11 protein-coding genes are annotated in these 12597 nt (G+C 47.8%); 10 read left to right on the forward strand and 1 reads right to left on the reverse strand.

Translation table 11 applies throughout. The annotated features are described in order from the left end of the window. Positions 1–7: 7 nt before the first annotated feature. The 10 genes from ACKKE8_RS07700 (at position 8) to ACKKE8_RS07745 (ending at position 10596) form a co-directional block, all read left to right on the forward strand. On the forward strand, positions 8–874 hold the full coding sequence (locus ACKKE8_RS07700) for a MurR/RpiR family transcriptional regulator (RefSeq protein ID WP_017250708.1): 867 nt from the start codon (positions 8–10) through the stop codon (positions 872–874). A 17-nt stretch (positions 875–891) separates the two neighbouring features. Then, the gene (locus ACKKE8_RS07705) at positions 892–1929 is read left to right on the forward strand and encodes a serine hydrolase domain-containing protein (protein ID WP_409177650.1); all 1038 of its coding nucleotides are present in this window, start codon (positions 892–894) and stop codon (positions 1927–1929) included. A gap of 25 nt (positions 1930–1954) precedes the next feature. Continuing rightward, entirely contained in the window at positions 1955–3238 is a 1284-nt protein-coding gene (locus ACKKE8_RS07710) for an extracellular solute-binding protein (RefSeq protein WP_409177651.1), read from the forward strand. Between the two features lie 137 nt (positions 3239–3375). Next, a complete protein-coding gene (locus tag ACKKE8_RS07715; RefSeq protein WP_409179081.1) occupies positions 3376–4269 on the forward strand; it encodes a carbohydrate ABC transporter permease in 894 nt (297 codons plus the stop codon). Between the two features lie 33 nt (positions 4270–4302). Further along, complete coding sequence (locus ACKKE8_RS07720) at positions 4303–5127, forward strand: carbohydrate ABC transporter permease (RefSeq protein ID WP_409177652.1); 825 nt, start codon at positions 4303–4305, stop codon at positions 5125–5127. Then, complete coding sequence (locus tag ACKKE8_RS07725) at positions 5114–6094, forward strand: N-acetylglucosamine kinase (RefSeq protein ID WP_409177653.1); 981 nt, start codon at positions 5114–5116, stop codon at positions 6092–6094. The genes ACKKE8_RS07720 and ACKKE8_RS07725 overlap by 14 nt, the downstream gene beginning before the upstream one ends. A 127-nt stretch (positions 6095–6221) precedes the next feature. Then, on the forward strand, positions 6222–7634 hold the full coding sequence (locus ACKKE8_RS07730) for an ATP-binding protein (RefSeq protein ID WP_409177654.1): 1413 nt from the start codon (positions 6222–6224) through the stop codon (positions 7632–7634). Between the two features lie 12 nt (positions 7635–7646). Further along, entirely contained in the window at positions 7647–7961 is a 315-nt protein-coding gene (locus ACKKE8_RS07735; RefSeq protein WP_007725309.1) for a DUF3870 domain-containing protein, read from the forward strand. Between the two features lie 145 nt (positions 7962–8106). Further along, on the forward strand, positions 8107–9219 hold the full coding sequence (locus ACKKE8_RS07740) for an RNA-guided endonuclease InsQ/TnpB family protein (protein WP_409177655.1): 1113 nt from the start codon (positions 8107–8109) through the stop codon (positions 9217–9219). Between the two features lie 162 nt (positions 9220–9381). Next, entirely contained in the window at positions 9382–10596 is a 1215-nt protein-coding gene (locus ACKKE8_RS07745) for a diguanylate cyclase domain-containing protein (protein WP_409177656.1), read from the forward strand. Here ACKKE8_RS07745 and nhaC read toward each other — a convergent pair. Further along, on the reverse strand, positions 10593–11945 hold the full coding sequence (gene nhaC, locus ACKKE8_RS07750; protein WP_409177657.1) for a Na+/H+ antiporter NhaC: 1353 nt from the start codon (positions 11943–11945) through the stop codon (positions 10593–10595). The two genes, ACKKE8_RS07745 and nhaC, sit on opposite strands and share 4 nt — an antisense overlap. Positions 11946–12597: the final 652 nt, after the last annotated feature.

Here is a 12597-nt window from a genome sequence, read left to right on the forward strand (position 1 = left end):
GAAAGCGATGTCACATATGTTAAATGGAGGGCTTGTCAGCCTGCAAGCAATCTTGGATCAATTGAAGCCTTCGGAGCGAAAAGTCGCTGATTATATCCTGGCTCACCCGGAAGATGTCGTGAAGCTTTCTGTCCAAAAATTGGCGGAATTGAGTGGGGTTTCCGAGGCGACGATTATCCGTTTGGCTCGTTCTCTTAATATGAAGGGCTATCAGGAGCTAAAGCTGCGCGTCGCGGGAGATTTGACGAAACAGACGGCGATGGGCAGCTATCAGGAGATTATGATGGAGGGTTCCGTTGAATCGATTATGCAAGCGGTCAGCTGGAATAATATTCAGTCCATCCAGGATACGCTCTCTGTCTTGTCCAACGAAGAAGTAAAGAAAGCAGTCGACGTGCTGTCAGTAGCGAGGAAGATCGATGTCTACGGCGTCGGTGCATCGGCAGTCATCGCTGATGATATCCGGCAAAAATTTTCGCGGATTAACTTGTGGTGTGAGGCTTATTCGGATTTTCACGCACAATTGACGTCGGCAGTCACTTTAACGGAAAAAGACGTGGTTATCGGCATATCTTATTCAGGACAGACCGAAGACATTATTCAATCGTTGACGGAGGCCAAGCAGCAGGGAGCGACGATCATTACCCTGACCAAATTCGGTCCCTCGCCAGTAGCCGAACTAGCCAACATCCGGCTGTTCACCAGCTCGGTAGAAAAAAGCATTCGCAGCGGAGCCATGGCTTCACGCATTGCCCAATTGAACGTCATCGATATTTTGTTTATTACCATGATCAGCAGGATGCAAGAGCAAGTCATTCCCCTGTTGGAAAAATCAAGGCTTGCTGTGAGTCGAACGAAACGCTCATCAACGTAGGAGAAGGGAGGGAAGACATGGACGATCTGGAGCGGCTATTGCAAGGATGGGTGGACAACGGTTTGCTGCCGGGAGCTGCCGTGCGAATCGTGCGTGATCGTCGTATCTGGTATGCGTGTGATGTCGGAACGACGAGTATCGCCAAAGACCAGCGGGTGACGCCGGATACCATGTTTGACCTGGCGTCGCTCACCAAAGTGACGGCGACGCTGCCTGCTATCCTCTTGCTCGTGCAGGAGGGAGTGGTAGCGCTAGATGATCAGATTGGTCGATTTTTTCCCGATTGTCCCGCTGATAAAAAGCGGATCACACTCGCGCAGCTGCTTGCGCATACCTCAGGAATGCCGGCTGATTTGGCAGAAAGAAAGCGCGATAGCGTGATCGATTTGCCAGAGTTGTTGTATGCGCAAGAATTGATTCACGAGCCAGGGGCCCAGGTAGTTTACAGTGATTTGGGCATGATTTGGTTGGGCCTCGTTATCGAGCAAGTAACGGGAGAGCGCTTGGACCAATTTGTTACTCGGCGCATCTTCACCCCATTGGGCATGGCACATACCGTCTACTGTCCAAATCGACAAATTTATCGGAATATTGCGTCTACTGAATATTGCAGCCTCACCAACGCCTACATTACAGGCGAGGTTCATGATGAGAAAGCATATGCGATGGGAGGGGTTGCCGGACATGCTGGACTATTTTCAACGGCTGACGATCTGTGCCGATACGCGATGAGCTGGTTGTACCAAGATCCTCGAATACTTGCGAGCGAGTGGTACGAACTGGCGATTCGTAATCATACGGAGCAAGCAGGGGGGAGTAGAGGGTATGGCTGGGAGCTCAATCAAGCATCCACCACCTTGAGCTGTGGAAGCGGCTTGCATCGTAAGAGCTTCGGGCATACGGGCTTTACTGGAACCAGTATGTGGATCGACCCGGAGCAACAGTTTGCTGTCATCTTTCTCACTAACGCTGTTCATCTAGGCCGCAATCATCAGCTTCGGCGTTTACGTCCGATTTTGCACGATGCTGTTACGGCCCAGCTTTTGCAGACCTAAGGGAAGAAAAAGGGGAGGGTTTCGCATGAAGCAATTTCGTTTTCGCTATGTAGCTTCAATCGTGTTGGCTGCAGTTATGGTGGTGACAGGATGTAGCAGTGGAGGAACCGAAACAGAGTCTGGCGGCGGGCAGGGCGGAGGACAGCAGGTTACACTCTCGATGCATAGCTGGCGTGTAGAAGACACGGAGGGCTACAAAGCCATCATCAAAGCTTTTGAGGCAGACAATCCGAATATCAAGATCGACTTCAAACCATTCAAAGCAACAGAGTACAATACCATCCTGAACACGGCGCTCCAAAGCGACAGTGGTCCAGATATTTTGCAGCTGCGTCCTTACGCTCCAGGGATTACCCTGGCTGAAGCTGGACATCTGGAGCCTCTCGACAATGTGCCAGGTATATCTACCATACCAAAAGATGTCCTCGCAGCGGCCACAGGTAAAGATGGTAAAGTCTACGGTGTCCCACTTTCCCTGAACTCCACGCAATTTTACTACAACAAGAAAATCTTCGAGCAAAACGGACTCCAGGCACCGAAAAGCTGGGATGAGCTGATCGCGACAGCCAAAACATTGAAAGAGAAAGGAATCATCCCAATCTCTTTCGGAGCAAAGGAAGGATGGCTCCTCTCTCTCAGCCATGGTGTGATTGCTCCAGCTAGCTACAACGGAACGGACTATCTCGACAAGCTGCTAAAAGGAGAAAGTGACCTAAAAAGCGCCGAGTTCCTCCAATCCGTGCAGCGTATGAAAGAACTTATCCCTTATTTCCCGGAAAATTATGTAGGTCTCGAATTGAATGATATGCGGACGTTGTTCGCCACGGAAAAAGCAGCGATGTTCATCAATGGCAGCTTTGAACTGGAAGGAATCAAAAAGCTAAACCCCGATTTGCCACTTGATTTCTTCCCGATGCCAACCGATGACGGCAAACAAGTTCTGACAACCTGGGTCGATGGCTCCTATGCCGTCAATGCTAAGTCCAAACACAAAGCAGAGGCATTGAAATTCATGGAATTTATGGCGACGAAAAAGTTCGGGGAGCTATTCGCAAATCAGTTCAAACGAATCAGCGCGGTGCCAGGTGTATCGACTGACGATCCGTTGGTAAATAAGATGGCAGAGCTATCCCAATCAAGCGCCACACCCTATTTGATGGTCGTCAACTTTGCGGAAGGAAAACCGACCACGAAGCAAACACTGGAAAATGCCCTCCAAGGCATGTATTTAGGCAAGCTCACCCCTGAACAGGTCGTAGAAGAAGTACAAAAGTCGGCGGCTACCTGGTTTCCTCCCTTTAAAAAGTAGAAAGTAGCAGACGGATTCCGGAGTGGACCCGAGTTGGGTTCACTCCCGGCTTCTGAACAGGCTGCGATGATTTTCGTAAAAAAGGGGTGGGTATCATCGAGACGGTAAACAAGAAAAGCATTCGAACAAAGGGGCAAGTGCGCTGGCTGATTCACTTGTTTCCGCTGCCCGCGCTCGTTATTTATACATTGTTTGTCGTGTACCCGATCTTTTCGGCATTCTTATACAGCTTGTACGACTGGAATGGCATCAAGCGCGGAGTTTTTGTCGGACTGCAAAATTTCATTACGCTGTTTACGGTAGAGCCTTTCAACGAAATGTTCTGGAATGCTTTTCGGCATAACGTCCTCTACTTTGTGGTCGAAATGATCGTGCAAAATGGGATCGCTTTCGGACTGGCTTTTCTCATCTATCGCAAAATACGAGGTTCCGGGTTCCTCAAAATTGCTTATTTCATGCCAAGGCTGTTGTCTGTTATTGTCATTGGGTTTTTATGGAAGTTAATTTTGAATCCGAATTACGGAGCACTTAATACTGTTTTGGCAAAAATTGGGCTGGAAGAATGGGCCAGACCTTGGCTCGGTGACCCGGATACAGCGCTTCTCGCAATTATTTTGATTAACTGCTGGTTTGGCATAGGCTTTGCCATGCTGATCTTTTTGGCGGGACTTCAGTCGATCCCGGAGGATTTGATCGAGGCGGCGAGGTTGGATGGGGCAACAGGCTTTCGGATGCTGTGGAAAATGATTCTGCCGCTGTGCATGCCAGCGATCACGATTATGACGATATTTACGTTCATTCAGGCGTTTGAAGCGTTCGAGCTCGTCTACGCCATGCAAGGCTCGATGGGTGAGCCGTTTTATTCGACGGATACGCTGGCTGTATACTTTTATCGCATGGCGTTTAGCAGCGGAGCTGGGGATGTCACACTTGGACTCGGTTCGGCGTTGGCTGTCGTGTTGTTTTTCATCGTCGGATCTGTTTCGGCGCTGTCACTCTATTTGATGAGGAAACGAGAAGTTCAACACTAGTTGCGTGTTCCTGAGTGGAAAGGAGGATGCGATGTGAAGATGACTGTAAGTGGGAGAGCTGTATCTTATGTGCTGGCGTATTTATTTGCGTTAATCGCCCTATATCCGATCGTACTGATGATTTCTTCTTCCTTGAAAACGAATATGGAGATATTTGCGAGTCCGCTCTCCCTTCCGAAGACGTTTAGCTTGGATACGTATAAAAATCTGTGGGAAGCCGTGCCTTTTGCTGATTTTTTATGGAACAGTGTATTCGTCAGTGCCATGTCTGTCTTGTTGATTACGGTTTTTTCAGCGATGGCGGCCTTTTACTTGTCGCGATTTTCCTTTAAATGGACAGCGGGGCTATACTTCTTTTTCATTATTGGCCTGATGATTCCGATCAAGCTGGGGATCGTTCCCTTGTTTTTGTTGATGAAGAATCTCGGCCTCTTGAATTCACTGTGGTCGCTGATTCTGATTTATACGGCGAGTGGTATTCCGATCTCTGTTTTTATTTTGACGGGCTTCTTTCGAACGTTGCCGATTGAGCTGGAGGAAGCGGCGAGGATCGATGGGTGCAGCCATTTTCAGGTGTTTTGGCGCGTGCTCTTGCCGCTGATTCGTCCGGCCTTGGCTACGGTGATCATTATTAATTTCATCCATGCGTGGAACGACTTTTTCTTCCCGTTGATTTTCATTCAAGAGGAAGCGCTCAAGACGATTCCGGTAGGCATGATGGTGCTGTTTGGAGAATATGAAACGGATTGGAGCCTGCTGTTTGCTGGGCTCACGTTGTCTGCTTTACCGATGATCATCGTGTTTTTGATGGCATCGAGGCAGTTTATGGAAGGGTTGACGGCAGGTGCAGTCAAGTAATGGGGAAAAGTGGTTTATCGGGATCGATGGAGGCGGAAGCAAAACCAGAGCAGCCATCTGCAATGAGGCGGGACAGGTAGGGGCAATAGTGGTGGGGGAATCATCAAATCCGCTCTCCAGGAGCTGGGGGGACGTGGAAGCTACGCTACGCCAACTCATTGAAGCTGTGAGGATAAATGCAGGTGCCAAAGAAGAGGAAGTAGCCGGTCTGTTTATTGGGCTTGGCGGTGCAGATCGTCCGCAGATCAAGGAAAGAATACAGCATGCCTTTGTCGATGAGTGGGGAGAACGGCTGTTGATTGATAACGATGTAATCGCAGCCCTTTACGCTGGGACGTGGGGGCAGCCAGGCGTCGTTCTCCTTGCTGGTACGGGCTCGATTGCCTGTGCCTTTTCAAAAGAGGGGGCGCGGCACCGTGTAGGCGGATGGGGGTATCTGGTAGGAGATGAGGGCAGCGGGTTTGATTTGGGCAAAAAAGCGGCAATCGCCGTATTGCGCGAATACGATGGGCGCGGTGAATCGACAGTACTGACGCGACTGTTTATGGACCACTATGGCGTAGAACGTCCTGATGAGCTGATCAACTTGATCTACGGGGGAAGCAATCCGCGAATGGAGCTGGCAAAAACGAGTCAGCTCGTGGAACAAGCCGCAACACTAGGCGATCCGGTGGCGAATGCCTTGATCATGCAAGCAGTGGGGGACTTGCTAGAATTGGCCGAAACTTGCTTAAAAAAGGTCCAGGAGCCTGTACCGGTCGTTTTGGCGGGAGGATTGTTAGGGGCCAGTACAATCCTTCGGAAACAACTGGCTGCGAGAGCTTCGTTTCAAACGGTCATTCCCACAGTTTCACCAGTCGTCGGAGCGCTGGTAGCGGCTTTCACAAAGCTGGGCTTAGTTGTTGACCAAAAAATGGCAGAGCAACTGCGTGTCAGCGCAGCGGTACTGGAAAAATCTCATATTTAAATTTTCCGGGGGATGGAAACAACAGAACGAATAGGGTAAAATTGGATGAGAATAGGATTTGAGAACGTTGCAGGCTATTTCCGAAATTTGGAGTAGCCGTTTTCTCGTCCCAGGAGGGAGGGGCACGATGAAAAACTTATTGGATAGTGGATGGAGAAGTGGTCATCTCTATCGTTCCTTCTTTGATCAAATGATTCAGGCCACTTTTCTGCTCGATCAATTTGGTAGAGTTTTTAAAGGCAATCCTGCCTGCCAAGTGTTGAATGGCTACTCCGTAGAAGAATGGGAAGGGTCCTCATTTTGGAAGCTGGCTGTTTCGGAAGAACAGGAAATGGTGCGCCTTCAAACACAATTTGCGATGGATGGCGATCCGAGACCTTTTTACACCGCTTTTCGTCATAAGGATGGGACAAGTATTCCTGTGCATATTACATATGGAACCTTTTGGGAGGAAGGCACGTCTATTGGGTATTATGCGATGGTACAGAAGCTGCCGGCCGCATTTGGGGACGGATATGGTTCCAAAAGGTGCAGAGTATTGGATATTTCCGGTGAAGGTGCGTTCATCTACCATGCTGGGGAGCTTCAATACGTCAACCAAGCAGGGATGCAACTAGTTGGGGCTTCTGGTTTGGACGAGCTGTTATGGTATCCTTTTCAGTCGTTTTTCCATCCCCGTGATGTACCGAAGATCAAGGCGCTCCTCCGCATTTTGGAAGAAGGGGAAACAGCCGCGCCGATTGAGGTCGAGCTGGTCCGCTTGGATGGCAGTCGGACGGAGGTAGAAGTGTGTGGAACATCCGTGCCGATGCAGGAAAAGCCCTCCATATACATACTGATCCGAGATATCACCGAACGCAAACGGGCGCAAGAATTTTTGCAAAACTCGGAAAAACTCGCGTTAGTCGGGCAATTGGCGGCAGGGATCGCACATGAGATACGCAATCCGCTTACCTCGTTAAAAGGCTTTGTACAATTAATGCAAAAGGATGGCATGAGAAAGCCGGAGTATTTTTCGATCATGAGCTCGGAATTGGCGCGGATCGAAATGATTGTCTCAGAGCTGTTGGTCTTGGCGAAGCCACATACGGCTGTGTTTGAAGCCCGCGACCTGTCCAACCTGATCACGCATGTGGTGACGCTCTTGGAAACGGAGGCGATTTTGAAAAAGGTCATGATTCAGGTCGTTTTCGAATCGGAGGTCCCGTTGATCCATTGCGATGAGAATCAGTTGAAGCAAGCCTTCATTAACTTTTTGAAAAATGGGATCGAAGCAACCGCAGGGAATGGAGAAATTGTGATTCGACTGCGGTGTGAGGATGACCGAGTCGTCATTCGGTTTGAAGATAATGGAGTGGGTATCCCGGCCCATCAGATGGCGAGGTTGGGAGAGGCTTTTTTCACGACGAAGGAAACGGGGACGGGCCTGGGATTGATGGTGAGCCGCAAAATCATCGAGAACCATCGGGGGACTCTGCGGTTGATAAGCACCCCAGGTAACGGAACGGCAGTCGAGGTATGCTTGCCGATCAGCAGCTAGGAGGACGACTGGATGAACAAAAATACGGTACTGACAGCAGGCTTCGCCCAAATCCCCAAGGGAACTACCTTGTACGAGGTTTCTACCATGGTAGGCTGTGTACTCATCATTGATGTAGACGCCGAAGTGATTTGCGACGCCAGCTTTACCTTTGTCATGGACAAGACGAGCGAGTTTTTGGTGAGCTTGCTTGTAGGCAAGACGGTTGCAGATGGCATGCAGGAGATCACAAAGGCGATCCAAGAACGTTTTTTAGCACCTGGTCAGGGAGCTGTCTTGCAAGCCATCCGTGCAGCTATTGAGCGATATCATGAAAAAAAAGCGTAAAGCTACCTTAGCCTACGACATTAAACTGTAAGATTGGTAGAATCATCAACTGAGAAAGACGTAAACTACTGCAACTTAATAGATTGAGTTATCCAAGGAACTAGACCAACCAAAGCTAAGAAAATGATAAAGGAGTTGGCTGAGGGTGATACTGGCGAAGAAGATTAGGCTCAAGCCAACCCCTGAGCAAGAACAGCAACTTTGGAAATCTGCAGGAACTGCTCGTTGGGTATACAACTGGACGATATTAAGACAAGAAGTAAACTATCATAAAGGTGGCGCGTTTCTGTTAGATGGAGACTTGAGAAAAGAGCTCACAAAACTGAAACAGTCAAAGGAATATGCTTGGTTATACGATGTCTCTAACAATATTACCAAACAAGCTGTCAAAGACGCATGTGATGCGTATAAGAGATTCTTCAAGAGACAGGCAGATCAACCGAGATTCAAGAGCCGTAGACGTACTAAGCCATCGTTTTACAACGACCCTGTGAAGCTAAAGGCAAAGCTTGGTCGCGTTCTCATCGAGAAGGTAGGTTGGGTTTCTACATCGAAACAACTTCCCATGGATGTCAAGTATAACAATCCCCGTATCTCATTTGATGGTAAGTATTGGTATATATCTGTAGGTTTTGAACAAGAGATTCAAAAGCCGGAACGAACAGGTGAAGCTCTTGGAATTGATGTAGGAATCAAAAATCTTGCTGTCTGCTCGAATGGAATGGTGTTCAAAAACATTAACAAAACGAGAGCAGTAAAGAAAGCCGAAAAGCGTTTGCGTAGGTTGCAGCGTAGGGTTTCTTGTAAATACCAAATGAACAAGGAGGGGAACCGTTTCGTCAAAACGTGTAACATTGTAAAAGTTGAAAAATCGATTCGTTTGCTTCATCGGAGACTGACGAACATCCGTACAAACCATATCCATCAAGCTACTAATGCTATCGTGAAAACCAAACCTAGCAAAGTAGTGATGGAGAACTTAAATATTAAAGGTATGATGAAGAATCGCCACTTGTCGAAAGCCATTGCACAACAGAAATTGTATGAGTTCAAAAGACAATTACAGTACAAGTGTGAGAAATATGGTATTGGCTTCCTGGAAGCTGAGCAATGGTATCCATCATCAAAAACCTGCTCTGATTGCGGAGAAATAAAGAAAGACTTGAAACTATCCAATCGGGTATTTAAGTGTGGTTGTGGTCTAGAACTGGAGAGAGACTTCAACGCTTCTATCAATCTAGCGAAATTAGCAGGCTAACACCGGCAAGTTGCTGTTAATGTGTAGGATTCGTTGTATCCGAATTTACGCCTGTGGAGTGTTACACCAAATGCAATTAGCTACGGCAAAAGCAGACACGAAGAAGCAGGAAGCAAACAAAAGATGTGTAGACTTTTATAATCTTTTGGCAACGGGTTAAATATGCATGAGAAGCACGAGGTTAGAGAAGCGTATGCAAGACAGTTGTTGGAGCGTTATAGCCAATGGCTCGGCAACATAGAAGAAGTCGAGCTTGGCGAGGTTGAAGCGTTATCCCGTGAGGTAGACAGTATGCTGTCGGAACAGGACAGTGCCTTGCATGCAGAACTGCTAAAGCAGATTGTGGAGCTGCGAAATAAGGTAACCGAAATGATGTGGATCTCCGAGCATATGAAGATTTTGCATGATCTCAGCCACATTTTTGCGAAAACGTTTGAGGAAAGCAAAATTTTGTGGAAAGCATTCGAGCTGGTCTCGCGCGTGATGCGTGCAGATGCTTTCTTTATTGCCTTTTATGATGAAGGCGACAGCGAGATCAAAATTCCGATCAGCATCGATGATGGGGTCAATTATGGTCCGCTCACGATTCCCTATGGGCAAGCGATGGTATCCAAAGTGATTGATACACGGGAAACAATCCACATCAAGACGATGAAAGACGAGCCAAGCGAGCCAGAAATGATCCGCTGGGGAAGCCCGGAAATTGATACGAATACATGCATTTTCGTTCCACTCATGCTGGGGAACCAGATCAAGGGCGTTATTTCTGCCCAGTCTTATCGCGAATTCGCCTATAAAAAAGAGCACGAGGAACTACTGAAAATCATTGGTTTTCAGGTAGCAAGTGCTATCGAAACGGCGCGTTTGTATGAGCGAATGTACCAGATGTCGTTTCAGGATGAGCTGACAGGGATTGCGAACTATCGTGCGTTCCATCGTGATTTGGAAAAGTTACTAAGTGAAGAGGATGCGTCTGTCTCTTTGATCATGCTGGATTCAGACAGCTTAAAAGCCGTGAACGACCATTATGGTCATCACGCAGGGGATGCATTGATTAAGCAAATTGCCGAAGCGATGAAAGAAGTGGCGGGACCAGAGGATAATGCGTATCGTTATGCGGGAGACGAGTTCATGCTGCTCTGCCCAGGATCGTCCCTGGAGATAGCGGAGGAAAAAGCACATGCCATTCGGGAGTATTTGCGCTTGCGCCCCTTAACACAGGACGATTGCTGCATCTTGATTGCGGTCAGTGTCGGCATTGCGCGCTACCCTCAAGACGCAAACACGGCAGATGGCTTGAAGCGGGCAGCAGATGAGGCACTGTACCGCTCCAAGCGCAAAGGAAAAAACTGTACGACCGTGTATGCAGCCGGCTAAGCTTTTTGCCGACGCATGGCGAATAGAAACGTCAAAATTGGCGAGATCCACAGGTAGATGACGTAAGGCAAGTATTCCAGTGTGGATACATGCAAGGTAGCGGTAAAGAATGCACCACTTACCCCCCATGGAATGAGTGGGTTGACGAGTGTCCCGCAGTCTTCTAGAGTACGAGACAGTCGTCTGCCCGCCATTCCGCGAGCTGCGAATGCTTCACGAAACATCTGTCCAGGGAGTAGGATGGACAAATATTGTTCTCCTGTCAAAAGATTCACGAGAATAGAAGAAGATCCGGCAAGTCCGACCATCTCAGCGTCTCGTTTGATTCGATTGATGAATCCGGAAAAGAGTGAATGAAACACACCGCTGTATTGCAGAATGCCACCTAGAGACAAGGCAATCAAAATCAAGGCGAGGGACCAGGTCATCGACAACAGTCCACCACGGTCAACAATTGATGCAACGGCTTCATTGGCGATATTGCTGACGAAGCCTTTTTGCATGACCGTCATCCATTCGACTGGAGAAGTAACCCCTTCCGAAAGAGCAGCTGTGACAATCCCGCTCAAAATCCCGAATACCAATGTAGGCAAAATCGGTTTTCGCAGTGCTGAACATAACAGGACGACGAATGCTGGCAGCAACGATAAAAGGCCAAGCGAGAAGTTTTGTTCCAAAGCAAGCTGGATTTCTTGAATGGCGTCTAGATTCACACTGGCACTTTGTCCCTGAATTCCGAAGAAAATCGCGGTAATGACAAGGGCAGGAACGGCAGTGCGTGACATGAACTTGACGTGCTCTGACAAGGAAACGCCTGCAATGGCTGCTGCAAAGTTGGTCGTGTCGGAGAGCGGCGACATTTTATCCCCGAAGCATGCTCCACAAATAATGGCTCCGGCTGTAATCAATGGATCAAGCCCCAGAGCAGTTGAGACCCCCATCATAGCGACCCCTACCGTACTAATCGTGGTAAAGGAGCTTCCTGTAACGGTAGAAACGATTACCGTCAGAAACAGGGCGGAGAGTGTGAAGTACTCTGGTGAAATGATCGAAATGCCGAGGTGCAGAATCATCGGAACGGTTCCACTCATCATCCATACCCCGATCAAAATTCCGATTAAGGAAAGAATCAGCATGGGGGCGATCGCGGTTTGAATTCCTTTGATCAAGCCCTCCTCCATTTGCTTCCACGGAACGCCGAACAGGAAGAGAAGAGTGGCAGCTCCAATGGTTGCGAGGAAGAGCGGCATGTGCGGCTCAACTTTGCCCCAGAAAAGGGCGGGAAACAAGATTCCGAATACGGTGACAAGCACCCAAATACTTTGCGAAAAAGATAATGGCTTGTTCATAATGGCAACTCCTTGTTAAATCAGGCTGAAGCAGTGAGAAGGTACATTTTTACTTTCGTACTTTTGTGCTTTCTTGCTTTCTTGCTTTTTTGCTTTCGTGCGTTCAAGTGTTAGTGGTACTTTATCCTGAATTACTTGTTTCGTCAACGAGATGGGGTGAATTCGGAATCGTAAAATAATACAGATAAGTATGTAGGGGTCCGAGTGAGACGAATCGTAAGGAGAAAAGGAGAGGGACAATCCCTGAAGTCTAGTATAGACGGAAGGAATTGTCCCTTTATTTTTATAGGCAAAGTCAAACTACTCTGGAAATCTACAACACCATCCGCATGATCGCCCCCAAGTTTCTTGCCAGTAACAAAGGCGACAAAAATCTGGAGCTGGATTAGGACCAGGTGAACATTGTACCAAGCGACCATTTATTTTCTTGAACTTCTTGGATTTTTTCTTTTTCAAGAGAGATCACCTCTTTTCAGAAGATGTAAGGTAGCGTATTCGAAAAAATTCTTATTTGATTGGACTTGTTTTCTCAACTGCTAAAAATGGACGGCCTTCAAAAGTCTTAGACGAATCTTAAAACCCTTATTTAAAATTATTATAAAAAGATATTGACTTTCAAATTATATCAAGTACAATGATAATTGTTACTAGT

Source organism: Brevibacillus fortis (assembly GCF_046196545.1).
Taxonomy (GTDB): Bacteria; Bacillota; Bacilli; order Brevibacillales; family Brevibacillaceae; genus Brevibacillus; species Brevibacillus fortis_A.